The following is a 21,659-nucleotide window of genomic DNA, read 5'->3' as shown; positions in this document are numbered from 1 at the left end:
CCATGTTCATATGCCCGACAAATAACCGGCATTCAGGTAAATTGGGGGCGATTTCGCAACGGCCGGCCCCGCAAAAGGGGGCCGGGCCACACCGGCAGGGGCATCGGCCCCGATTTTTTACCCATAAAAGAGGCAACACATGCGTTTGAACTTTGTCCGGTCCGCTCTGGCGGCGTCGGTGTTCCTGGTGGCGGCGAACGCCGCCCATGCCGAAAAAGTGGTGGTGGGCGCGACCCAGGTCCCCCATGCCGAGATCCTGGAAGTGGTGAAGCCGCAACTGGCCAAGGAAGGCGTGGAGCTCGACATCAAGGTGTTCAGCGACTACGTGCAGCCCAACCTGCAACTGGCGGATAAGCAGCTGGATGCCAACTTCTTCCAGCACAAGCCCTATCTGGATTCCTTCAACAAGGACCGCAAGGCCACGCTGGTGCCGGTGGCGCTGGTGCACGTCGAGCCCTTCGGCGGCTATTCCAAGAAGATCAAGAGCCTGTCCGAGCTCAAGGACGGCGCGACCATCGCGATCCCGAACGATCCCTCCAACGGCGGCCGCGCGCTGGTGTTGCTGCAGAAGCAGGGCGTGATCAAGCTGAAGGATCCGTCCAACATCCTGGCGACGGCCGCGGACGTGGTCGAGAACCCCAAGAAGCTGAAGTTCCGCGAACTGGAAGCCGCCATGCTGCCGCGCTCGCTGGACGACGTGGACCTGGCGCTGATCAACACCAACTACGCGCTGGAGGCCGGCCTGGTCCCGACCAAGGACGCCCTCTTCATCGAAGGCTCGGATTCGCCCTACGCCAACATCCTGGTGACCCGCGCGGACAACAAGGACGCGCCCGGCATCAAGAAGCTGGTGCAGGCCCTGCACACGCCCGAGGTGAAGAAGTTCATCCAGGACAAGTACAAGGGCGCCGTGGTTCCGGCGTTCTGATTCCGGCCCGCCGTGGCCTGATCTGGAAACCGCCCATCGGGCGGTTTTTCTTTTGGGCGCCGTCGCGAAGGGGCCGGTTGCCGGGCGAAAAAAAAACCGCCCAGTCGGGGCGGTCCTTTGTGGGGCTGCGGCGCTCAGCCCGCCGCCAGGGCCTTTTCCACGGTGGCATGGAATTCCGCCACGTCGTATTCGCCCAGGTAGCGCTTGATGATGCGACCTTGCTTGTCGATCAGGAAGGCCGTGGGCGTGAGGCGGATGTCGCCGAAGGCCCGGGCAATGTCGCCCTTGGTGTCCAGGGCCACCGGGAAGGGCAGCTTGCGCGTTTCGGCGAAGTTCAGCACGAAGTTGGGCGGGTCGTAGTTCATGGCGACCGCAACCGCCTGGTAGCCCTTGGCGGCGTACTCGTTGTAGGCCGAGATCGTTTCCGGCATCTGCTTCACACAGGTCACGCAGCTGGTGGCCCAGAACTTGACCAGCACGACCTTGCCGCGCAGGTCCTGCATCGAGAAGGTCTTGCCTTCCAGCGTGGTGAAGGTGACGTCGGGCGCGGTCTGGGCGGGGCGCATGACGAACCAGGCGCCGATGCCGACCGCCACCAGGACGGCCAACGCGATGATGGCTTTCTTCATTTGATGGGCATGGCCTCTACGCCGCTGCTGGTGCCGGCCGCGTTATCGCTGCTTGCGCCGGCGCCGCTTTCGATGGGCGCTTTGGTTTCCGTGGAAGTGTTGGTCTTGGAACCGGTATTCGACAGCCGGATGGCTTCCTCGCGGCTGATCGTCTCGAACAGTTTAACCACCTTGGCCACGCCGCCGACGTCGGCGGTGGCGTTGGCGGCATATTCGCCTTCGGCCTGCGTCACCTTGCCCATCAGGTAGACCACGCTGTGGTCGGTCGTGACCGCGATGGTGCCGGACGGCACGTACTTGGTGTTGAGCAGGGCGGTCTTGACCTTGGAGGTCAGCCAGGTGTCGTTGGAGCGCGTGCCGAACGAGGCGATGGGGCCGACGTTCAACTGGTTGATGACCTGTTTGACGTTTTCCACGCCCTGGGCGATGGTGGTGGCCTGGTTCTTGGCTTCTTCGGTGGGCACGTCACCGGTCAGCAGCAGGTGGCCGCCGTAGGCCATGGCATTGACGCGGGCGGTGTCGCCCAGCTTCTGCGAGATCTGGCTCTGCGCCTTGAACGCCATGTTCTGGTCTTCGAGCTGGATGCCGGAGGTGCGGCGGTCCGTCACGACGACCGCGGTGGTGGCGGCCGCGCCGCCCACGATCAGGGGCGCGCAGGCCGACAGCGAGAGCGCGGCGGTGGAGAGCGCCGCGGCGAGCATCAACGGGCGGACTGCGGTACGGACGTCAGAAATCATTCGGTGTCTCCAAGCAGAAGAGCGTCAATGCCGTCGCACAGCGCGTGCAGCAGCAGAATATGGACTTCCTGGATGCGCATCGTGCGATCGCTGGGAACACATAGATGGACGTCCATCGGCGTAATGAGTTCCCCCATCACGCCACCGCCCTTGCCGGTCAGGGCAAGCACGTGCATTTCGCGGGCGCTGGCGGCTTCCATGGCGCGCACCACGTTGGGGGAATTGCCGCTGGTGGATATGGCTACCAGCACGTCGCCGGCCTGGCCGAAGGCGTTGACCTGGCGTTCGAAGATCTCGTCGAAGCCGTAATCGTTGCCCACCGCGGTGAGGATCGAGGTGTCGGTGTTGAGGGCGATGCCGGCCAGGGGCAGGCGTTCGCGTTCGAAGCGGCCCACCAGTTCGGCGATGAAATGTTGCGCATCGGCGGCCGAGCCGCCATTGCCGCAAGCCAGAATCTTGCCGTTGTTTGCCAGGGCGCCGAACAACACGTCCACCGCCACTGCCAGCGGCTCGGCCAGGACGTTCATGCTTTGTTCGCACGCAGCCATGGCGTCGCGAAAGTGCGACGTCATACGAGAGGTCATATCCATGGGCGCGATTATCTCACGGGGCCGAGGGGTGGTTCTGTCCAGGCGTAACGACTGTTAGGCAGGTCGTTACCGGGGGAGGGGCGGACTTCAGGCCTGCCAGAATGCGCCGCGCAGCCACTGGGGATCGCCGGCGTCGAAGACGACCGCGTCAAAGCGCGCCGCCGGCAGTCTGCCGCGCCAGTGGCGCCGGGCCAGCTCCGGCAGCCAGTGGGCCGCGGCGCGGGCCAGCCGGGCCTGCTTGTCCGGCCCGATGCTGGCCGCGGCGCCACCGTAGCGGCTGGGCCCACGCGATCGGACCTCGACGAACACCAGCGTGTCGCCGTCGCGCATGGCCAGGTCGATCTCGCCGGCGCGGGTCTGCAGATTGCGCGCCAGCAGGACCAGGCCGCGCGACTGCAGCAGGCGCAAGGCGGCGTCCTCGTGGTGGTCGCCCTTGCGCTGGGCGGGTGAGCGCCGCGGCGGCGGACGATCCGCGGGCGCTGCGCGGGAGGAACGGCGCCGGCGCCTGGCGGCGCGGCGGCGGGCCGCCAGGGCCAGTTCGCAGGCCAGTCGCAAGGTGTCGTCCGTCATGGGCGCTCCGGAAGTGGCGGGCATAGGCGGCTACACTGACATGGTTTCCCGTGTCTGTAGGCTGCAATGAATCAAAATGTCTCACCTCCCCCTGCCGGAGATGCCTGGTCCCGCGTTTCTGAACGCGTGGCGGGGCAGCATTGGCCTGCCTCGACGCTGTATGTCGTGGCCACGCCGATCGGCAACCTGGGCGACCTGGGGCTGCGCGCCTGGCACGCTTTGCAGCGGGCCGACGTGATCGCCGCCGAAGACACGCGCGCCAGCCGCGCCCTGCTGGACGCCTGGCGCGTGGGCACGCCGCTCATGGCCGCCCACCGCCACAATGAAGCCGCCGCGGCCCAGGCCATCTGCGAACGGTTGGCCCAGGGCCAGCGCGTGGCGCTGGTATCGGACGCCGGCGCACCCGCCGTCAGCGATCCGGGCGCACGCATCGTGCGTGCCGTGCGTGAAGCCGGCTTCGGCGTGGTGCCGGTACCCGGTCCCAGCGCGGTCATCGCCGCGCTGATGGGTAGCGGCGTCACCACCGACGAAAACCCGGGCTATGCCTTTGCCGGATTTCCGCCGCCCAAGGCGGCAGCGCGCCAGCGCTGGCTGCGCACCTGGTGCGCCTTGCCCGCGCCGGTCGTCATGTTCGAATCGCCGCATCGGCTCGCGGCTACGCTGGCCGACCTGCTGGAAGTGTGCGGTCCGGACCGGCTCCTGACCGTGGCGCGCGAACTGACCAAGCGCTTCGAAGAAATCGCGACCTTCCCGATGGGCGAGGGCGCAGCCTGGCTGGCCGCGGATACGCACCGCGAGCAGGGCGAATTCGTGCTGATCGCGCACGCGCCCGCTGAACAGGAAGCGGATGAAGAAGCCGATCCGCGCACCGATGCGCTGCTGGACGCCTTGCTGGAGTCGCTGTCGCTGCGCGATGCCGCGCGCGTGGCCGCCAAGGTTTCCGGCCTGCCGCGGGACGTGCTGTACAACCGGGCGCTGGCCCGCAAGAAATCGGCGGAGTAAGACATGGTGTATTCGACTATCGTGTCCAACAAGCCCGCGGATCCCGACGAACGCCTGGTCTATCGCGACATTCCTACGCCGCTGGGCGACATGCGCCTGGTCGCCAGTCCCAAGGGCCTGCGCGGCGCCTGGTTCACCGACCAGGAACTGCTGCCCGCGGCGGATGGCTGGATTCTCACGGACTCGGATCCCATCCTGGAGCAGGCGCGCCGCGAACTGGAAGAATGGTTCGCGGGCCAGCGCCGCGTCTTCGACGTGGCGCTGGACCCCGTCGGCACCACTTTCCAGCACCAGGTCTGGCATGCCCTGTGCGATCTGGAGTTCGGGGTGCTGGCCAGCTACGGCGATCTGGCGCGCACCGTGGGGCGGCCCAAGGGCGCGCAGGCGGTCGGCGGCGCCGTCGGGCGCAATCCGATCAGCATCATCATTCCCTGCCATCGTGTGATCGGGGCCGACACCTCGCTGACCGGCTTCGGCGGCGGCCTGCCGCGCAAGCAGGCCTTGCTGGCGCATGAAGGCAATCGCTACCGCAGCCGCAGCGCTAGCGCGCGCCGCGTGTGCGACGGGCAGGCCGAACTGCCTTGGTAGGCGGGCAGCCTCGATAGGTCTTGAGGTTTGCTACTGCGAGGCGATGCTGGGCAGGATGCCGATGCGGTCCGACACGATCTGCACGGCGTCCAAGGCGCTCTGCCGGTCGGGGTAGGGGCCGATCTTGACCCGATAGAGGTTATTTGACTGCTCGACCGACGCGGGCGGCGCGCCTGCGGCGCCCAGCTGCGTGTTGATGCGGCTGACCAGCGATTGCGCGTTGGCCGGCTGGCTGAACGCGCCCACTTGCAGGTAGACGCTGCCGATGCCGCCTGCGGCCGGCTGGCGCACCGGCGCTGAACCGGGTGCGGGCCCGGGTAGGGGTTCAGCCGCCAGCGCCACCGGCACGGCGGCGATGGGCGCGGCCACGGGCGAGGAGCCCGTCGCCGATGCGGGTTCGGGTGCGGCCGTGGCGGGCGCGCCTTGCGAGGCCAGCCGCCGGATCTCGTCCTGGGGGATGGCTTCCACGATCACCTGGCCGCTGCCGGGGCCGATGATGCCCAGCTTGTACGCCGCGACATAGGACAGGTCCATGATGCGGTCGCTGTGGAACGGGCCGCGGTCGTTCACCCGCACGATGATGGTCTTGCCGTTGACCATGCTGGTGACGCGGGCGTAGCTGGGCAGCGGCAGCGTGGTGTGGGCGGCCGTCATGGCGTACATGTCGTAGGACTCGCCGATGGACGTGGAATTGCCGTGGAACTTCTTGCCATACCACGAGGCGGTGCCGCGCTTTTTGTAGGGCTGGCCGCTGGTGTCCGGCACGTAGCGCTGGCCGAACACCACATACGGCCGGTTCGCGCCGCTGGCGTAGGGTTCGATCCTGGGCACCGCGTCGGGCACCTGGTCCAGGTTCGAGGGCGGATTCGCGTCTGGCCCGTCGTCCTTGTAATACCCGCCGCCCTTCTTGCGTCCGCCGGTGGAAGAACAGCCAGCCACGGCAATGGCCAGCAGCAGCATCACGAACAGGCGGGTCGGGCGGGACAGGGTCATGCGGATTCGTCAGGCAGTTGGGTGCGATGGCGCACCAGCAGCGGGTCGTGGTCGGCAAAGCGCAGCGCCAGCTGTTCGACCACATAGACCGAACGGTGCTGGCCGCCGGTGCAGCCGATGGCGACCGTGAGGTAATTGCGGGTGTCTTGCGTGTATTGCGGCAGCCAGCGGTTCAGGAAACCGGCGATGTCGTCGATCATCTGCCCCACCAGGTCAAAGCCCGCCAGCCAGGCGGCCACGGGCTCGTCGCGGCCGGTCAGCGGCCGCAGGTCGCGGTCGTAGTAGGGATTGGGCAGGCAGCGCACGTCGAACACCAGGTCCGCGTCGCGCGGCACGCCGCGCTTGTAGGCAAAGGATTCGAAGGTCAGCACCAGCGGCGCGCGGTCGGCCTTGATCAGGTCGCGGATCCAGACTCGCAACTGGCCCGGCGTCAGGTCCGAGGTGTCGATGACGTGTTCCTGCTCGCGCAGCGGCGCGAGCAGTTCGCGTTCCAGGGCGATGCACTCGGACAGCGTCGGGGTCTTGCCGCCATGCTGCAGACGGTCGGTCAGCGGGTGGCGGCGGCGCGATTCGGAATAGCGCTGCACCAGCGTTTCCGTGCTGGCGTCCAGGAAGACCACGCGCAGGCTGGTGCCCATGGCGCGCAGCGCGGTGACTACGTCGGGCAATTCGGCCAGTTCGCCGGGGGAGCGGACGTCGATGGCGACGGCTACGCGCTCCATGCCGTCATCCCGGGCGTTGGCGATGAACTCGGTCAGGAACCGCACCGGCAGGTTGTCGACGCAGGTATAGCTTGCGTCCTCAAGCATGCGCAGGGCGACGGACTTGCCTGAGCCTGAGATGCCGGTGACGAGGACGACTTTCAACATGGACATGATTGTGGCACGCTTTTCGAGGACGATGCCGGCGGGATGACATCTGATATGGCCGTAAACTGCCAATCTGCGCCTGTACCGCTTTGGTCCCCCTGGCGTAAGCTGGGGGCCGGATACTCGACAGATTCACATACGCGCCCCGCCGTCATGCGTTTCGGGGGAATGGAATTCGACCTAGATGTTAGCCTTCATTTCCTTTCGTAGTGTTTCACTGCCGCGTTTTTGGGCAATTTCCCTATTTGGGGTGGCTGCCGCCTTCCTCGCAGCGCCCGCGCCGGCCCAGCCCGCGCCCCAGGAAATCCTGCGTCCGGACACCATGGACGCCCGGGTTGCCGCCTGTACGGCCTGTCATGGCGCGCAGGGCAAGGCCGGCGCCGATGGCTACTATCCGCGCCTGGCCGGCAAGCCGCAGGAGTACCTGTACCACCAGTTGCTCAATTTCCGCGACGACCGGCGTCAGTACCGGCCCATGACGCACCTGTTGACCGGGCTGCCCGACGACTACCTGCGCGAGATCGCCGCGTATTTCTCTTCGCAGCATGTGCCGTATCCGGCGCCGACCCGCGCCGATGTCTCCGCCGCCACCCTGGAGGCCGGGCGCAAGCTGGCCCTGGATGGCGACGCGGCGCGCGGCCTGCCCGCCTGTGCTGCCTGTCACGGCGCCGCCCTGGGCGGCGTGCTGCCCGCCATTCCCGGCTTGCTTGGGCTGCCGCGCGACTACATCGGTTCGCAGATCGGCAGCTGGAAGAACGGCCTGCGCCGGGCGGCCGAGCCGGACTGCATGGCCGACATCTCCAACAAACTCACTCCCCAGGACATCGGCGCGCTGGCCGCGTGGCTGTCCTCGCAACCCGTCGTGGAACCCTACGCGCCAGAGGCCGCGGGTTCGATACGCCTGCCCGCGGAATGCGGCAGCCAGGCGCAACGGTAAGGGAGAGGCCGGATGTCGATCATGAAGAAAGTCCTGTCCCTCCTGTTGCTGCTCGCGGTCGTCGCCCTCGGCGGCCTCTACTGGTTCGGTACGCGCGACGACGCCAGCACCGGTCCCGCCGCGGCCGCGGCCGATACCGCGACGCTGGTGGAGCGCGGCCGCTACCTTGCGCTTGCCGGCAATTGCATGGCCTGCCACACCAGCCGCGGCGGCAAGGCGCTGGCGGGCGGCACGCCCATCCCCACGCCGTTCGGCACGGTCTACGGCCCGAACCTCACGCCCGACGAAAAAACCGGCATAGGCGCGTGGACCGCGGATGATTTCTGGCAGGCGCTGCACAACGGCAAATCGCGCGACGGCACGCTGCTGTATCCCGCTTTCCCCTACACCGAATACACGCGCGTGACGCGCGCCGATTCCGACGCGTTGTACGCCTATCTGCGTACCGTGGCGCCCGTGGACCAGCCCAACCGGCCGCCCGAGATGGAATTCCCCTATGACCAGCGGGCGCTGCTGGCCGCCTGGCGCGCGCTGTACTTCAAGCCGGGCGTGCAGGAGGCCGACGCGGGGCAATCGGTGCAGTGGAACCGCGGCCGCTATCTGGTCGAAGGGCTGGGGCATTGCGCCGCCTGCCATACGCCGCGCAACAGCCTGGGGGCGCTGCGTTCGGCCGACCCATTGGCCGGCGGCGTGATTCCGGTGCTGGATTGGTACGCTCCGCCGCTCACCAACGACATGGAAACCGGCATGGGCAGGTGGTCCGCCGAAGACATCGCGGCCTTGCTCAAGACTGGCATTTCCAAGCATTCCAGCGCCAGCGGGCCCATGGCCGAAGTGGTGCTGGGCAGCACACAGCACCTGACCGACGCTGACGCGCTGGCCATCGGCGTCTACATCAAATCCCTGCCCGCCACGGCGGCCTCAACGGAACGCACGCGGACGGCTGTCGCGCCGGCGGCCATGGAGCTGGGCGGCAAGATCTACCGCCAGCAATGTGTCCAATGCCATCAATCCGCGGGCGAAGGCAGCGGCACGGCGTGGCCCGCGCTGGCCGGCAATCCGACCGTGACGGCGCCGTCGCCCGTCAACGCGATCCGCATGGTGCTCGATGGCGGCTACGCTCCGGCTACGGCGGCGAATCCGCGGCCGCACGGCATGCCGCCCTTCGGACAACTGCTCAACGACGGCGACATCGCGATGCTGGTGACGTACATCCGCAATAGCTGGGGCAATGAGGCGGGCGGGGTGACACCGCTGGAAGTCAAGCGGGCGCGCGCCGCATCGACGCTGAACTGACGCGGAATCAGCGCGCCTTGAGGGCCTGCGCGCAGGCCTCGCGCGCCAACTCCCCCAGCACGCGGATGGCCGCCTGCGCAGCGGCGTCCCAAGGATGCCCGTAGTTCAGGCGCAGCGCGCTGCCGAACTGGCCGCTGGCCGAAAAGATCGGTCCCGGCGCCACGCTGATGCCGCGCGCCAGCGCCTGGCGATGCAGCGTCAGCGCATCCACCGCGGCCGGCAGTTCCAGCCACAGGAAGAACCCGCCTTGCGGACGCGTCACGCGCGTACCGGCCGGGAATTCCTGGGCGATCGCCTCGGCCATGCGCTGCTGCTGTGTCTGCAGCGTTTCGCGCAGGCGGCGCAGGTGGCGGTCATAGCCGCCCTGCTCCAGGTATTCGGCGATGGCGCCCTGGGCGGGGCCGGACGCCGATAGCGTCGACGACAGTTTCAGGCGCTGCACGCGTTGCGTGTAGCGGCCGGCCGAGGTCCAGCCGATGCGGTAGCCCGGCGCCAGGCACTTCGAAAACGACGAGCAATGCAGCACCAGCCCCTGGGTGTCATAGGCCTTGGCGGGTACCGGGCGCACCGATCCGAAATACAGCTCGCCGTATACATCGTCTTCGATCAACGGAATGTCGTGGCGTGCAAGCAGCTGGACCAGTTGCCGCTTTTTCTCATCGGGCATCAGGCTGCCCAGCGGGTTCTGGAATTGCGTCATCAGCCAGCAGGCGCGCGGCGCATGACGCTCGATGGCGGCCTGCATCGCGTCCAGGTCGATGCCGGTGCGCGGATGCGTCGGTATTTCCAGCGCCTTCAGTCCATGGCGCTCAAGCGCCTGCAAGGCGCCATAGAACGTGGGGGCCTCGACCATGACCGTGTCGCCGGGCTGCGTGACCGCCTGCAGGCAGAGATTCAGCGCTTCCAGCGCGCCGTTGGTGACGACGATGTCGCTGGCCGGCACGTTGATGCCGCCGATCAGGTAGCGCAGCGCGATCTGGCGGCGCAGGCCGGGATTGCCCGGCGCCAGGTCTTCCACCGTGTCCAGCGGATCCTGGCGCTTGAGGTGCACGGCCATGGCCTGGGCCAGCCGCGGCAGCGGAAACAGCAGCGGGGAAGGGAAGGCGGAGCCCAGCGGCGTCACGTCTCGGTTGCGCACCGAGCCGAGGATGTCGAAGATGCGTTCGCTGATCGCGAGCTCCGTCGATTCTCCGTCCGGACTGGAGGCGCCGGGTTCGGGCGGCAGGGATGCGGCAGGGGCGTTGACGTAATAGCCGGAGCGCGGCTGCGCCCGGATCAGGCCGCGCGCTTCCAGCAGATAGTAGGCCTGGAACACCGTCGACGGACTGAGGCCGCGCGCCGCGCACGCGTCCCGCACGGAGGGCAGCTTGTCGCCCGCGCGCAATACGCCGTCGCGGATCGACTTGGCGATCTCGGCGGCCAGAGTTTCATACAGGCTCAAGGTGCCGCCGGCCGATGTGCGCCTACTTGCTGCTTTGCAGGATCGCCATGGCCTGGCGTTCCATGAATTCGCCCAGCGTGTCGATGCCGCGCAGCTTCAGGATGGTGTTGCGCACGGCGGCCTCGACCAGCACCGCCAGGTTGCGGCCCGCGGCCACTTGCAGCATGACCTTGCGCACCGGCAGGCCCAGCATGTCCTGCGTGATGTCCTGGAGCGGCAGACGCTCGAACTTGTCCTGTGCGGTGGCGCGCACCAGGTGCACGATGAGCTTGAGGCGCATCTTTCGGCGCACGGAGGTCTCGCCAAAGATGGTGCGGATGTCGAGCAGGCCCAGGCCGCGCACTTCCAGCAGGTTCTGCAGCAGCTGCGGACAGTGGCCTTCGATCATGTTGGGGGCCGTGCGCGAGAACTCCACGGCATCGTCGGCCACCAGGCCGTGTCCGCGCGAGATCAGTTCCAGCGCCAGTTCGCTCTTGCCCAGGCCGGATTCGCCGGTGATCAGCACGCCCAGTCCCAGCACGTCCAGGAACACGCCGTGCACGGTGGTGGTGGGCGCCAGCTTCTTGCCCAGGTAGATGCGCAGCAGGTCGATCAACTGCGCGGCCGCCACGGGCGTGGAGAGCAGCGGCACCTGATGCTGGTCGCACTGGTCGATGAGGTCTTGCGGCGGGGTCAGGCCGTCGGCCAGCAGGATCGCGGGCACGCCGCCGATCAGCAGCTCGTCCATGTGATGCATGCGGCGGCGCAGGTCGAAGCGGGTGTAGTACGCCAGCTCTTCCTGTCCGAACACCTGGATGCGGGACGGATGGATCAGGTTCAAGTGGCCGACGAGGTCCGCGGCCGACATGCCGTCGTCGGGAATCGCGCGGTCCGCGGCGCCTTGGCCGGAAATCCAGTTAAAGGGGATTTTGTCGGCGTTGTCGTCGACGAGTTCCTGCACCGTGAGCATGGCTGCGCTTCCGCGTGGAGTTCAGAGTTGGCCGGTCGTGAGCATCTTGTGGACGACAGCGGGATCGGGCTCTGTGGCCAGGGCCTCGCGCAAGGCCTTGTTCGACATGAGCTGCGCCAGTTCGGCCAGGATGTCCAGGTGCTGCTGCGTGGCCGTTTCCGGCACCAGCAGGCAAAGCAGCATCGACACGGGCTGCCCGTCAGGCGCATCAAAAGTGATGGGCTGGGCCAGGCGGATGAAGGCCGCCAGGGCCTGTTCCAGGCCCTTCACCCGGCCATGCGGCACCGCCACGCCCTGCCCGAGCGCGGTGGAGCCCAGGCGTTCCCGGGCGAACAGGCTGTCGAAGACGAGCGCGCGCGCCAGGCCATGGTTGTTTTCAAAGAGAAGGCCGGCCTGTTCGAACGCACGTTTCTTGCTCGTTGCGAGCATATCGAGCACGACGTTGCCGGCGGGTAGGATGCGCGACAAATGATTCATCGGGTCATTATATGGTTATATGACGCACTGCAATAATCGGCCTCTGAGATGCGTCCTCGGCTCGGTCGCATCATGGGGCGGCAAGAGCGACAGCATAGACCGATAGCGGCGGATTGTGGGCATTCTTGCGCCCGGCGGCGGGGCTGGCCCTGGGGAAAGCGTCGGAAACCTGGAAAAACGGAATCGCCGGCGGAACCGGGAATGGGGGACAAATAAGGGGGGGTGCTGCGGGAGGTACTACAAGGAGGGGAAGTTTGCCGATGCCCCAGCTGGACGTTGCGTCTAGCGGGACACCGGGACTCAGGCAGGATTTCTAGAATCGCTGTTTAGCTAGTCTCGCAGTGCGAGTGCTCATGAAGCGCGTTACTGCTGGGGTGGCGTCAGATTTGCCGCTTGCCGCTTCACGGACTCCGCCGTGTGACTTCGTACCTTGTCCTTGTGCTTGATGACCTGACGGTCGACTTTGTCAGCAAGAAGGTCTATGGCTGCATAGAGGTTTTCATCGGTTGCTTCACAATGAATGTCCTTACCGCTTAGACGCATGGTGATTTCGGCTCTATGCCGCAGGGGCTCTACCGAGAGCATGACCTGGGTATCGATGACGTGATCGAAATGCCGCAGCACTCGCGCCAGTTTGTTCATGACATATTCCCGGATGGCCGGGGTGACGTCGAGGTGACGACCGCAGATGCTCAGGTTCATAGTGTGCTCTCCTTCTAAAAGAGGAAAAAAGGGTGCGCAAAAAGCGCGGCTGATTCGTTAGGCGTTCTCCTTGATTGAGCGGGTTCGTTTAGTACTAGTGTATAGACTCGGGCCGATAAAACAAGCTGACCTAGCGCAAGTTCATGGCATTTTTATGGCTGAGGCCCCAGGGTGCATGCGGCTTTGCGCAGGCGGCGCCTAGGGGTCTTCCCCAGGGCCGCATTACATGCGGAAATGCTCTCCCAGATAGACTCGGCGCACGGCGGGATCGCCCACGATTTCATCGGGATGGCCGTCGGTCAGAACCTTGCCTTCGCTGATGATGTAGGCGCGGTCGCAGATGCCCAGGGTTTCGCGCACGTTGTGGTCGGTGATCAGCACGCCGATGCCGCGGCCCTTCAGGAAGCGCACGATACGCTGAATCTCGATCACGGCGATGGGGTCCACGCCGGCGAAGGGCTCGTCCAGCAGGATGAAGCGCGGGCTGGTGGCCAGCGCGCGCGCGATTTCCACGCGGCGGCGTTCGCCGCCCGACAGGGAGATCGCGGCGTTGCTGCGGATGTGGCCGATCTGCAGTTCTTCCAGCAGCGATTCCATCTGCTCGTTGATCTTGGGCGTGGACAGCGGACGTCCATCCGGCCCCAATTGCAGTTCCAGCACGGCGCGGATGTTCTGTTCCACCGTCAGGCGGCGGAACACGGAAGCATCCTGGGGCAGGTACGACAGGCCCATGTGCGCGCGCTTGTGGATCGGCATCGAAGTGATGACGGAGCCGTCGATCTCGATGCGGCCCGCATCCGCGGGCACCAGGCCCACGATCATGTAGAAGCTGGTGGTTTTGCCAGCCCCGTTGGGGCCGAGCAGGCCCACCACTTCGCCGCTGACCACGGACAGGGATACGTCCTGCACCACGGTCCGGCCGTTATAGGTCTTGCGCAAACCAGTTGCGCGCAGGCTGCCCTGCTTGACGCCCGAGGGCGCGGAGGTTACCGGAGTCGGCACTGAAGGTTGGTTCATCGTGGCTGCGAGTGGTGTTGCATGGGAGGCGTTCAACGCCCCTTCTTGGCTGCCTGCTGCTTGCGGCATTCGGCGATGGCTGCGTCCGACTTGGCGCGCGGTTCAGCCACCGAACGGACCCGGCCGCCGGCCGCGGCGGAGTTGGGGCCGCCATGGGCTTCGTAGGTGCCGGTCTTCTCGTTGTAGCGTACCCGCTCGCCGCGAATGGTATCGAACGGTTTCCCACAGACGTAGCGGATCACGACCGCCTGGCCGATCAGGTCGAAGGTGCTCTTGGTGCCGTCGTATTCGGCGCGCAGGCCGGTGCCTTCGATGAGCTCGAAGGTTTCCGGGCGTTCCTGGCGGATGGTCACGATCTTGCCCTTGTTGGCGGTGGCCGTGCCGTACTGGTTGCCTTGCGCGTCTTCGTTCATTTCCAGCACGTCGGACGTCAGGGTCATGAGGCCGCGCGTCATGTTGACGTTGCCGGTGAAGACGCTCTTCTTCTTCACGTCGTCGTAGTGCAGGGTGTCCGACAGGATCAGCGTGCTGGGCTCTTCCGCCGGCGTCGCTGCCTTGGGCGCCGGATCCGCGGCATGGGCCGGGGCCAGTGCCGAGGCCGTCAGCAGGATGGCGCCGAGCAAGCGGGTCGTCGGGGCAAGGAGAATCCGGAGGTCGGTCATGGTTTTTTCTGGTCAGTGTTGTTGGCGGGAATTTCGGTCCGGCGTTGCTGCCTGCCTTCGGAACCGGCAATTTCCACATCGGTCGATGCCGAAACCTGCAGTTGGCGCGTTTTGTTGTTGTAGTGCATGCCCGTGCCGTTCATGCGCGAACGGCCTTTGATGACTTCCGCCGGCAGGTCGGTGTAGACCACGTCGTCGTCGGGCAGGATGATCAATTGCTGGCTGCGCACGTCCAGCAGGTCGTTATTGGCGTCCGGCTGGCGGCGCACGTGGGCGTCGCCGTTCATGACGATGCGCTTGCCGCCTTGCTCCATCACGGCGGTCTTGGAGACGGCCACGGTGATGGGGTTGTCCTCGCGCTGGCCCACGGCGCGCGGCGAGGTCACATGGTAGGAATCGTCATCCGGGAAATGTTCGGCGTAGTCGCCTTCCAGCCGGTTGATGGGCTTGCCGTTCGGGTCGGTGCGCAGCATGACGAAGTCGCGCGACCAGGCGTCCATTTCGTGGGTGACGCGGCGCGGCGGATCCGTCTGGATGGCCCGCTGCGCGTAATCCGCCGCCCACCACGAGCTGGCGACCAGCACCAGCAGCAGGAACAGCGCGATCAGGGAGGGAAAACGTTCTTTCATCGGGTCTGCCGCAAGGGCGTATGGGTTGTCCTGGCGGTCATTGGATGGCGCCCGGGCCAAGCAGGCCAGGCGCCGCCAGGAAGGCGCCCAGGCGTCCCTGGGCCGCCAGCAGCAGGTCGCAGCATTCGCGCACGGCGCCGTTGCCGCCGGTGTGCGTGGAGACCCAGTGGGCGGCCTGGCTGACGTAGCCCGGCGCGTTCGGCACGCTGGCGGCGAAGCCGGCGCGCTGCAGGGCCGGCAGGTCGATGACGTCATCGCCCATGTAGCCGGTCTGGTTCAGTTGGACACCGCTGCGCTGCGCAAGTTCGGCCAGGGCGCCGCCTTTGTCCCGTACGCCCTGGATGACCTCGGCGATACCCAGCTCGGCGGCGCGGCGCGCCACGATGGGGCCGGAGCGCCCGGTCATCAGCGCAACCTTCAGGCCGCCTTCCATCAGCAGGCGCAGTCCGTGGCCGTCCAGCGCGTTGAAGCGCTTCTGGAGTTCGCCGTTGTCGCCGTAATAGAGGCTGCCGTCGGTCAGCACGCCGTCCACGTCGAACACCATCAGGCGCACTGCGGCGGCGCGTTCGCGCACGCCGGCGGGGATGCGGGCCAGGACCAGCGCTTCGGCCGGATGCGTCACGGGTACAGAAAGAGTCATATTCATACCACTTTGGCGGCCATCAGATCATGCATGTGCAGGGCGCCGAGCAGAACGCCGTCGCTGTCCAGCACGAGCATGTGGTTGAGCCGTAGTTTGTCCATTTGCTGGGCCGCCTCGACGGCCAGCGCGTCGGGAGTGATGCTGCGGGGCGAGCGCGTCATGCCGGATTCGACGGTCAGGCTGCGGATGTCGCCCTGCCGGGCGATCAGGCGGCGCAGGTCGCCGTCGGTGAAGATGCCTAGGGGGCGACGCTGCGCGTCGGTTACGACGGTCATGCCCATGCCCTTGGCGGACATGACTTCCAGCGCCTGGGATACCGGGGTGCCGGCCATTACGATGGGCAGGGCGTCGCCCTGGCGCATGACGTCGCGCACATGGGTCAGCAGGCGGCGGCCGAGCGCGCCGCCCGGGTGCGAACGGGCGAAATCCTGCGGGCCGAAGCCGCGGGCCTCCAGGCAGGCGACGGCCAGGGCATCGCCCAGGGCCAGCGCAGCGGTGGTGCTGGCCGTGGGCGCCAGATTCAGCGGGCAGGCTTCCTGCGCCACGCTGGCGTCCAGGTGGATGTCGGCCAGCCGGGCCAGTTCGGACTGCGGATTGCCGGTGATGGCGACCAGCTTGGCGCCCATGCGGCGGGCGACAGGCAGGATCGTCAGCAGTTCCTGACCGGAGCCGGAATAGGAAATCGCGATGAGGACGTCATCCTGGGTGATCATGCCCAGATCGCCGTGGACGGCCTCGGCGGCGTGCACGAAAAAGGCCGGCGTGCCGGTCGAGGCGAGGGTCGCCGCGATCTTGCGGGCCACGTGGCCGGTCTTGCCGATGCCGCTGACGACCACCCGGCCGCGGCAGGCCAGCAGCATCGCGACGGTCTGCGTGAAGCTGTCGTCCAGCCGGGCGGACAGGTCCATCAGGCCCTGGCATTCGATCTGCAGCGTTCTGCGCGCAGATGCCAGCGCGGTCTCGGACGATGTTGTGGGATGGTCAGTCATACGTGGATTTTAATATCAGTATGCGGGTTTGCCCCCGGAAAGGGCGTATGGCATGCTGGCGGGTCATTTCAACGGCTTTCCAACTTTTTTCCAGGCCCGCTCCATGTCCAGCATTTCCAGCCCCGTCCTTGGCACGCCTTTGTCCCCCTTGGCCACCCGCGTCATGCTGCTCGGGTCCGGCGAATTGGGCAAAGAGGTCATCATTGCCCTGCAGCGGCTGGGCGTGGAAGTCATTGCCGTGGATCGGTATGCCGACGCCCCGGGCCACCAGGTGGCGCACCGGGCGCATGTGGTCTCGATGACGGACCCGCAGGCCCTGCGCAAGGTCATCGAACAGGAACGGCCCCACGTTATTGTCCCCGAAATCGAAGCCATTGCCACCAATTTGCTGGTGGAGCTGGAAGAGGCGGGCGTGGCCCGGGTGACGCCGACCGCGCGCGCGGCCCAGCTGACCATGAACCGCGAGGGCATCCGCCGGCTGGCGGCTGAAACCCTGGGGCTGCCGACCTCGCCGTACCGATTTGTCGACACCGAAGAAGAACTGCGCGCGGCCATCGACGGCGGCATCGGCTATCCCTGCGTCATCAAGCCGGTCATGTCCTCCTCGGGCAAGGGCCAATCCGTCATCAAGAGCGCTGACGACGTCGAATCCGCCTGGCGCTACGCCCAGGAGGGCGGCCGGGTGGGCGGCGGGCGCGCCATTGTCGAGGGCTTCATCCGCTTCGACTACGAAATCACCCTGCTGACCGTGCGCGCCCGCGGCGCCGACGGCCAGGTCGAGACCCGCTACTGCGAACCCATCGGCCACAAGCAGGTCGACGGCGATTACGTGGAAAGCTGGCAGCCGCACCCGATGTCTCCCGCCGCGCTGCAACGTTCGCGGGACATCGCACTGGCGGTCACCTCCAACCTGGGAGGCCTGGGCATCTTCGGCGTGGAGCTGTTCGTGGCCGGCGACCAGGTCTGGTTCTCGGAAGTCAGCCCGCGTCCCCACGACACCGGCATGGTCACCATGATCACCCAGGTCCAGAACGAATTCGAACTCCACGCCCGGGCGTTCCTGGGACTGCCGGTGGATACCAGCCTGCGGCAGCCCGGCGCCAGCAGCGTCATCTACGGCGGGGTCGAGGCCGCGGCGGTCTCGTTCCACAACGTGGCCGAAGCGCTGGCCGAACCCGGCACCGACCTCCGTCTCTTCGGCAAGCCTGAATCCTTCGTCAAGCGCCGCATGGGCGTGGGCCTGGCCGTGGCCGAGGACGTGGCGGCGGCTCGCGCCAAGGCCAAGCGGGTGTCGGCGGCGGTGTCCGTCAAGGCCGGCTAACGCTTCTTTTTCCCCTTTTCCAGCGGCCACCAGCTCACCGGCTGGTGGCCGCTTGCGCTTGTCCGCGGCTTTTGCCAAACCCGCGGAAGCCGTCTGTCACTGCCGCGACATCATGTCTTGCGATCATCCCCCTGCCGCCGGTGTGGTTTGCGCTTTCGCATGGATTGTTTGATAATTTCGGAAATTCCAGAATTTTATGAAATCGGTGTAACTGTTTTTATCGGCCAGGGCGACGCGTCCTGGCCTTGCCGGCGTAGCGCAACCCATGGCCCTGTCTCCCCAAAACGAACGATTCGTCCTGCATTTCGGCGAAATGGGCAGCCGGTGGGGCGTGAACCGCACGGTCGGCCAGATCTACGCCCTCCTGTTCCTGTCGCCCAAGCCGCTGAATGCCGATGACATTGCCGAAACCCTCGGCTTCTCGCGCTCCAACGTCAGCCTGGGGCTGAAGGAGCTGCAGTCCTGGCGGCTGGTCAAGCTCATGCATCAGGTCGGCGACCGCCGCGACTACTTCGAAACTCCCAAGGACGTCTGGGAGATCTTCCGCATCCTGATGGAAGAAAAGCGCAAGCGCGAAATCGATCCCACGCTGACCCTGCTGCGGGACACCTTGCTGGAACCCCCGTCGGGTCCGGATGAGGCATACGCGCAACAACGCATGAACGACATGCTGGAGCTCATCGAACTGTCCACCGGATGGTTCGATGAGGTTCAACGACTGCCGCCAGAAACCCTGCAGAACCTGATGAAGCTCGGTTCGAAAGTGCAGAAGGTGCTGGGTTTCGCCGGCAAATTGCGGGGCAAGGGCTAAGCCTGATCCGCCCCGATTTTTCAGGAAACCTCTATGAAGTTGTATGCAACGCCCGTAACATGGCGCGAGAGACGGCCTGGGAACCATGCCGGTTGCCGCGGCACCTCAACTGCTTGGGAGCGACCCAATGATTGATCTCGACGTCGTAAATCTGTCGCGATTCCAGTTTGCCGCGACCGCGCTCTACCACTTCCTCTTCGTCCCCCTCACGCTAGGCCTGTCGTTCATCCTGGCCATCATGGAAAGCGTGTACGTCATGACCGGCCGCGCCATCTGGAAGCGGATGACGATGTTCTGGGGCACGCTCTTCGGCATCAACTTCGCATTGGGCGTCGCCACCGGCGTCGTGATGGAGTTCCAGTTCGGCATGAACTGGTCCTACTACAGCCATTACGTAGGCGACATCTTCGGCGCGCCGCTGGCGCTCGAAGGGCTGATGGCCTTCTTCCTGGAAGCGACCTTCGTCGGCCTGTTCTTCTTCGGCTGGAACCGCATGTCCAAGGTCAGCCACCTGATCGTGACCTGGCTGGTGGCGTTCGGCACCAATTTTTCGGCGCTGTGGATCCTGATCGCCAACGGCTGGATGCAGAATCCGGTCGGTTCGATCTTCAATCCCGACACCATGCGCATGGAGATGACCGACTTCGCCGCGGTGATCTTCAATCCCGTGGCGCAGGCCAAGTTCGTGCACACGGTCAGCGCAGGCTACGTCGCGGGCGCCATGTTCGTCATGTCGATCAGCGCCTGGTACCTCCTGAAGGGCCGCCACATCGACCTGGCCAAGCGCTCGATGGCGGTCGCCGCCAGCTTCGGTCTGGCCTCGGCGCTGTCGGTCGTGGTGCTGGGAGACGAAAGTGGCTACCTCACCACCGAACACCAGAAGATGAAGATCGCGGCCATCGAGTCCATGTGGCACACCGAGCCGGCCCCCGCGTCCTTCAACCTGATCGCCATCCCCAACCAGGCCGAGCGCAAGAACGACTTCGCCATCGAGATTCCCTACGTCATGGGCATCATCGGCACGCGTTCGCTCACCACGCCGCTGCTGGGCATCGACGACCTGATCCGCCGCGCCGAAAACCGCATCCGCGATGGCATGGTGGCCTATGACGCCTTGCAGAAGATCCGCGCCAATCCCAAGGACGTGGACGCGCGCATGGTGTTTGACAAGACCTGGCCCGACCTGGGCTATGCGCTGCTGGTCAAGCGCTATCAGCCCGACATGAGCAAGGTCACCGAAGACGACATCAAAAAGGCCGCCGTCGATACCGTGCCCAACGTGGCGCCGCTGTTCTGGGCGTTCCGCATCATGGTAGCGGTGGGCATGTACCTGATCCTGTTCTTCGGCGTGGCCTTCTGGCTGGCCTCGCGCGGGCGGCTGGACAGCCGGCGCGGTCTGCTCAAGGTGGCGTTGTGGAGCCTGCCGCTGCCCTGGGTCGCCATCGAAAGCGGTTGGTTCGTTGCCGAATACGGCCGCCAGCCCTGGGTGATCGAAGGCGTGCTGCCGACCTACTACGCGGCTTCCGGCCTGACTATCGTCGACCTGGCGATCAGCCTGACGATATTCCTGGTGCTGTACACGGTGCTGCTGATCATCGGCGTGAAGGTGATGCTGCACGCCGTGAGGAAGGGACCGAAATCCGATGGGCCGGCGCCCGGCGCTGCCGCCGCCGATCCTGTGCACGCTGCCGTGCGGGCCTGAAGGAGAGACAGCGATGGATACTCTTATTCCTTTCGACTACGGCACGCTGCGCGTGGTCTGGTGGGTGCTGCTGGGCGCGTTGCTCATCGGCTTCGCCGTCATGGACGGCTTTGACCTGGGCGTGGCCGCGCTGCTGCCGGTGGTAGCCAAGACCGACGCCGAGCGCCGGGTGGTGATCAACGTGGTGGGACCGGTCTGGGAAGGCAACCAGGTCTGGCTCATCACCGCGGGCGGCGCCATTTTCGCGGCATGGCCCTTGCTGTACGCCGCGTCGTTCTCCGGGTTCTATCTGGCGATGATGCTGGTGCTGATCGCGCTGATCCTGCGGCCGGTCGGCTTCAAGTACCGCAGCAAGATGGAAGGCACCAGCTGGCGCAACCGCTGGGACGGCGTGCTCTGTTTCTCGGGCGTGGTGGCCTCGCTGGTGTTCGGCGTGGCCATGGGCAACATCATCCTGGGCGTGCCGTTCACGTTCGATCCGGTGACCTTGCGTCCGATCTATGAAGGCCACTTCTACCAGTTGTTCATGCCGTTCGCGTTGTTGGCCGGCGTGCTCAGCGTGGTGATGCTGGCCATGCACGGCGCCGTGTTGCTGGCCTGGCGCACGGAAGACCCGATCTCGTCGCGCGCCCGCAACTGGGGCAGGCTGTGCGCCTTGCTGACCGCGGCGCTGTTCGCAGCGGGCGGCTTCTGGGTGGCAAGCGGCTTGCCTGGCCACGTGATCACCAGCGCGGTGGACATGGCCGGTCCGTCGGACCCGATGCTCAAGGCCGTGACGGTGCAAAACGGCGCCTGGATGGCCAACTACGCGAAATGGCCGCTGATGTGGATCGCGCCCGCGCTGGGCGTGGGCGGCGCCGTCCTGGTGGCGCTGCTGCTTAGCGTGCGCGCCAACGTGCTGGCGTTCCTGGCGTCGTCGGTGTCGATCGCTGGCGTGATCCTGACGGTGGGCTTTTCGCTCTTCCCGTTCATCATGCCCTCGTCGACCAAGCCGCAGGCCGGCCTGACCATTTGGGACGGATCCTCCAGCCACTTGACGCTATGGATCATGGTGATCGCGGTCGCCATCTTCCTGCCCATCGTGACCGTCTACACCGCCTGGGTCTACCGCGTCATGCGCGGCAAGGTCACCCATGAGTCGGTCGGCGACACGCCCAACTCATACTGATAAAGGAGC

24 protein-coding genes are annotated in these 21,659 nt (G+C 66.1%); 9 read left to right on the top strand and 15 right to left on the bottom strand.

Going from position 1 to position 21,659, the window contains the following annotated elements:
* Positions 1-139: 139 nt before the first annotated feature.
* Positions 140-928, top strand: a complete 789-nt coding sequence (locus tag HV766_RS29015; protein WP_175182294.1) for a MetQ/NlpA family ABC transporter substrate-binding protein — start codon at positions 140-142, stop codon at positions 926-928.
* Positions 929-1,062: 134 nt separating this feature from the next.
* Here the strand turns inward: HV766_RS29015 and HV766_RS29010 are convergent, their stop codons facing one another.
* From HV766_RS29010 to HV766_RS28995, 4 genes are all read right to left on the bottom strand, one after another.
* On the bottom strand, positions 1,063-1,557 hold the full coding sequence (locus HV766_RS29010; protein ID WP_054457775.1) for a peroxiredoxin family protein: 495 nt from the start codon (positions 1,555-1,557) through the stop codon (positions 1,063-1,065).
* Positions 1,554-2,294: a BON domain-containing protein gene (locus tag HV766_RS29005; RefSeq protein WP_175182293.1), complete on the bottom strand. Its 741-nt coding sequence runs from the start codon at positions 2,292-2,294 to the stop codon at positions 1,554-1,556. Before HV766_RS29005 ends, HV766_RS29010 begins: the two co-directional genes overlap by 4 nt.
* Positions 2,291-2,884, bottom strand: a complete 594-nt coding sequence (locus HV766_RS29000) for a phosphoheptose isomerase (protein WP_054457773.1) — start codon at positions 2,882-2,884, stop codon at positions 2,291-2,293. The genes HV766_RS29005 and HV766_RS29000 overlap by 4 nt, the downstream gene beginning before the upstream one ends.
* Before the next feature lie 87 nt (positions 2,885-2,971).
* Positions 2,972-3,454: a YraN family protein gene (locus tag HV766_RS28995; protein WP_119450187.1), complete on the bottom strand. Its 483-nt coding sequence runs from the start codon at positions 3,452-3,454 to the stop codon at positions 2,972-2,974.
* A gap of 66 nt (positions 3,455-3,520) precedes the next feature.
* On the opposite strand from HV766_RS28995, the gene rsmI reads away from it, so the two are divergent.
* Both rsmI and HV766_RS28985 read left to right on the top strand, forming a co-directional pair.
* Complete coding sequence (rsmI, locus tag HV766_RS28990; protein ID WP_175182292.1) at positions 3,521-4,456, top strand: 16S rRNA (cytidine(1402)-2'-O)-methyltransferase; 936 nt, start codon at positions 3,521-3,523, stop codon at positions 4,454-4,456.
* A gap of 3 nt (positions 4,457-4,459) precedes the next feature.
* Positions 4,460-5,044: a methylated-DNA--[protein]-cysteine S-methyltransferase gene (locus tag HV766_RS28985; protein WP_175182291.1), complete on the top strand. Its 585-nt coding sequence runs from the start codon at positions 4,460-4,462 to the stop codon at positions 5,042-5,044.
* A 30-nt stretch (positions 5,045-5,074) separates the two neighbouring features.
* Here the strand turns inward: HV766_RS28985 and HV766_RS28980 are convergent, their stop codons facing one another.
* Complete coding sequence (locus HV766_RS28980) at positions 5,075-6,037, bottom strand: septal ring lytic transglycosylase RlpA family protein (protein ID WP_054457769.1); 963 nt, start codon at positions 6,035-6,037, stop codon at positions 5,075-5,077.
* Positions 6,034-6,906 carry an RNase adapter RapZ gene (gene rapZ / locus HV766_RS28975; protein ID WP_054457793.1) on the bottom strand — a complete coding sequence of 291 codons (873 nt, stop codon included), beginning with the start codon at positions 6,904-6,906 and terminating at the stop codon, positions 6,034-6,036. The genes HV766_RS28980 and rapZ overlap by 4 nt, the downstream gene beginning before the upstream one ends.
* A 184-nt stretch (positions 6,907-7,090) precedes the next feature.
* Here rapZ and HV766_RS28970 point away from each other — a divergent pair, with 184 nt between their 5' ends.
* Together HV766_RS28970 and HV766_RS28965 are read left to right on the top strand one after the other, a co-directional pair.
* The gene (locus tag HV766_RS28970) at positions 7,091-7,843 is read left to right on the top strand and encodes a c-type cytochrome (protein WP_175163483.1); all 753 of its coding nucleotides are present in this window, start codon (positions 7,091-7,093) and stop codon (positions 7,841-7,843) included.
* Between the two features lie 12 nt (positions 7,844-7,855).
* Complete coding sequence (locus tag HV766_RS28965; RefSeq protein ID WP_054457767.1) at positions 7,856-9,139, top strand: c-type cytochrome; 1,284 nt, start codon at positions 7,856-7,858, stop codon at positions 9,137-9,139.
* Between the two features lie 7 nt (positions 9,140-9,146).
* Here the strand turns inward: HV766_RS28965 and HV766_RS28960 are convergent, their stop codons facing one another.
* From HV766_RS28960 to HV766_RS28920, 9 genes are all read right to left on the bottom strand, one after another.
* A complete protein-coding gene (locus HV766_RS28960; RefSeq protein ID WP_175163479.1) occupies positions 9,147-10,580 on the bottom strand; it encodes an aminotransferase-like domain-containing protein in 1,434 nt (477 codons plus the stop codon).
* A 22-nt stretch (positions 10,581-10,602) separates the two neighbouring features.
* A complete protein-coding gene (hprK, locus tag HV766_RS28955) occupies positions 10,603-11,529 on the bottom strand; it encodes an HPr(Ser) kinase/phosphatase (RefSeq protein WP_013396727.1) in 927 nt (308 codons plus the stop codon).
* Positions 11,530-11,550: 21 nt separating this feature from the next.
* Positions 11,551-12,006: a PTS sugar transporter subunit IIA gene (locus tag HV766_RS28950; protein WP_006389881.1), complete on the bottom strand. Its 456-nt coding sequence runs from the start codon at positions 12,004-12,006 to the stop codon at positions 11,551-11,553.
* 363 nt (positions 12,007-12,369) lie between these two features.
* Positions 12,370-12,708: a ribosome hibernation-promoting factor, HPF/YfiA family gene (gene hpf / locus HV766_RS28945; RefSeq protein ID WP_013396726.1), complete on the bottom strand. Its 339-nt coding sequence runs from the start codon at positions 12,706-12,708 to the stop codon at positions 12,370-12,372.
* Positions 12,709-12,930: 222 nt separating this feature from the next.
* Positions 12,931-13,725: an LPS export ABC transporter ATP-binding protein gene (gene lptB / locus HV766_RS28940; RefSeq protein WP_054457765.1), complete on the bottom strand. Its 795-nt coding sequence runs from the start codon at positions 13,723-13,725 to the stop codon at positions 12,931-12,933.
* A 32-nt stretch (positions 13,726-13,757) separates the two neighbouring features.
* Positions 13,758-14,387 (bottom strand): lipopolysaccharide transport periplasmic protein LptA, encoded by a 630-nt coding sequence (gene lptA / locus HV766_RS28935; RefSeq protein ID WP_054457764.1) that lies wholly within the window; start codon positions 14,385-14,387, stop codon positions 13,758-13,760.
* The gene (lptC, locus tag HV766_RS28930; protein ID WP_054457763.1) at positions 14,384-15,016 is read right to left on the bottom strand and encodes an LPS export ABC transporter periplasmic protein LptC; all 633 of its coding nucleotides are present in this window, start codon (positions 15,014-15,016) and stop codon (positions 14,384-14,386) included. Before lptC ends, lptA begins: the two co-directional genes overlap by 4 nt.
* A gap of 37 nt (positions 15,017-15,053) precedes the next feature.
* On the bottom strand, positions 15,054-15,662 hold the full coding sequence (locus tag HV766_RS28925) for a KdsC family phosphatase (RefSeq protein ID WP_082401242.1): 609 nt from the start codon (positions 15,660-15,662) through the stop codon (positions 15,054-15,056).
* Positions 15,659-16,648 carry a KpsF/GutQ family sugar-phosphate isomerase gene (locus HV766_RS28920; protein WP_054457761.1) on the bottom strand — a complete coding sequence of 330 codons (990 nt, stop codon included), beginning with the start codon at positions 16,646-16,648 and terminating at the stop codon, positions 15,659-15,661. The genes HV766_RS28925 and HV766_RS28920 overlap by 4 nt, the downstream gene beginning before the upstream one ends.
* A 103-nt stretch (positions 16,649-16,751) precedes the next feature.
* On the opposite strand from HV766_RS28920, the gene purT reads away from it, so the two are divergent.
* The 4 genes from purT to cydB all read left to right on the top strand — a co-directional run bounded on the left by purT (position 16,752) and on the right by cydB (position 21,650).
* Positions 16,752-17,969 carry a formate-dependent phosphoribosylglycinamide formyltransferase gene (gene purT / locus HV766_RS28915; protein ID WP_054457792.1) on the top strand — a complete coding sequence of 406 codons (1,218 nt, stop codon included), beginning with the start codon at positions 16,752-16,754 and terminating at the stop codon, positions 17,967-17,969.
* A gap of 265 nt (positions 17,970-18,234) precedes the next feature.
* Positions 18,235-18,780, top strand: coding sequence for a GbsR/MarR family transcriptional regulator (locus tag HV766_RS28910; protein WP_059378283.1), 546 nt, complete (start codon positions 18,235-18,237; stop codon positions 18,778-18,780).
* Positions 18,781-18,907: 127 nt separating this feature from the next.
* Complete coding sequence (locus HV766_RS28905) at positions 18,908-20,482, top strand: cytochrome ubiquinol oxidase subunit I (RefSeq protein ID WP_119450190.1); 1,575 nt, start codon at positions 18,908-18,910, stop codon at positions 20,480-20,482.
* A gap of 13 nt (positions 20,483-20,495) precedes the next feature.
* Positions 20,496-21,650 carry a cytochrome d ubiquinol oxidase subunit II gene (gene cydB / locus HV766_RS28900; RefSeq protein ID WP_054457758.1) on the top strand — a complete coding sequence of 385 codons (1,155 nt, stop codon included), beginning with the start codon at positions 20,496-20,498 and terminating at the stop codon, positions 21,648-21,650.
* The last annotated feature ends 9 nt before the right edge of the window (positions 21,651-21,659 follow it).

Origin of the sequence: Achromobacter aegrifaciens (assembly GCF_902859735.1) — a bacterium.
GTDB classification, from domain to species: domain Bacteria; phylum Pseudomonadota; class Gammaproteobacteria; order Burkholderiales; family Burkholderiaceae_B; genus Achromobacter; species Achromobacter aegrifaciens.
Note: the sequence above shows the minus strand (reverse complement) of the source record. Positions and strands in the feature narration are given on the sequence as shown.

Bases quoted from the DNA above. Each gene is read 5' to 3' on its own strand.
- HV766_RS29000 (WP_054457773.1), bottom strand. From the start codon at position 2,884: ATGGATATGACCTCTCGTATGACGTCGCACTTTCGCGACGCCATGGCT.
- HV766_RS28950 (WP_006389881.1), bottom strand. From the start codon at position 12,006: ATGAATCATTTGTCGCGCATCCTACCCGCCGGCAACGTCGTGCTCGAT.
- HV766_RS29015 (WP_175182294.1), top strand. From the start codon at position 140: ATGCGTTTGAACTTTGTCCGGTCCGCTCTGGCGGCGTCGGTGTTCCTG.
- HV766_RS28985 (WP_175182291.1), top strand. From the start codon at position 4,460: ATGGTGTATTCGACTATCGTGTCCAACAAGCCCGCGGATCCCGACGAA.
- hprK (WP_013396727.1), bottom strand. From the start codon at position 11,529: ATGCTCACGGTGCAGGAACTCGTCGACGACAACGCCGACAAAATCCCC.
- HV766_RS28925 (WP_082401242.1), bottom strand. From the start codon at position 15,662: ATGAATATGACTCTTTCTGTACCCGTGACGCATCCGGCCGAAGCGCTG.
- rsmI (WP_175182292.1), top strand. From the start codon at position 3,521: ATGAATCAAAATGTCTCACCTCCCCCTGCCGGAGATGCCTGGTCCCGC.
- hpf (WP_013396726.1), bottom strand. From the start codon at position 12,708: ATGAACCTGAGCATCTGCGGTCGTCACCTCGACGTCACCCCGGCCATC.
- rapZ (WP_054457793.1), bottom strand. From the start codon at position 6,906: ATGTTGAAAGTCGTCCTCGTCACCGGCATCTCAGGCTCAGGCAAGTCC.
- lptA (WP_054457764.1), bottom strand. From the start codon at position 14,387: ATGACCGACCTCCGGATTCTCCTTGCCCCGACGACCCGCTTGCTCGGC.
- lptB (WP_054457765.1), bottom strand. From the start codon at position 13,725: ATGAACCAACCTTCAGTGCCGACTCCGGTAACCTCCGCGCCCTCGGGC.
- lptC (WP_054457763.1), bottom strand. From the start codon at position 15,016: ATGAAAGAACGTTTTCCCTCCCTGATCGCGCTGTTCCTGCTGCTGGTG.
- HV766_RS28905 (WP_119450190.1), top strand. From the start codon at position 18,908: ATGATTGATCTCGACGTCGTAAATCTGTCGCGATTCCAGTTTGCCGCG.
- HV766_RS29005 (WP_175182293.1), bottom strand. From the start codon at position 2,294: ATGATTTCTGACGTCCGTACCGCAGTCCGCCCGTTGATGCTCGCCGCG.
- HV766_RS28995 (WP_119450187.1), bottom strand. From the start codon at position 3,454: ATGACGGACGACACCTTGCGACTGGCCTGCGAACTGGCCCTGGCGGCC.
- HV766_RS28920 (WP_054457761.1), bottom strand. From the start codon at position 16,648: ATGACTGACCATCCCACAACATCGTCCGAGACCGCGCTGGCATCTGCG.
- HV766_RS28970 (WP_175163483.1), top strand. From the start codon at position 7,091: ATGTTAGCCTTCATTTCCTTTCGTAGTGTTTCACTGCCGCGTTTTTGG.
- purT (WP_054457792.1), top strand. From the start codon at position 16,752: ATGTCCAGCATTTCCAGCCCCGTCCTTGGCACGCCTTTGTCCCCCTTG.
- HV766_RS28965 (WP_054457767.1), top strand. From the start codon at position 7,856: ATGTCGATCATGAAGAAAGTCCTGTCCCTCCTGTTGCTGCTCGCGGTC.
- cydB (WP_054457758.1), top strand. From the start codon at position 20,496: ATGGATACTCTTATTCCTTTCGACTACGGCACGCTGCGCGTGGTCTGG.
- HV766_RS28910 (WP_059378283.1), top strand. From the start codon at position 18,235: ATGGCCCTGTCTCCCCAAAACGAACGATTCGTCCTGCATTTCGGCGAA.
- HV766_RS28980 (WP_054457769.1), bottom strand. From the start codon at position 6,037: ATGACCCTGTCCCGCCCGACCCGCCTGTTCGTGATGCTGCTGCTGGCC.
- HV766_RS29010 (WP_054457775.1), bottom strand. From the start codon at position 1,557: ATGAAGAAAGCCATCATCGCGTTGGCCGTCCTGGTGGCGGTCGGCATC.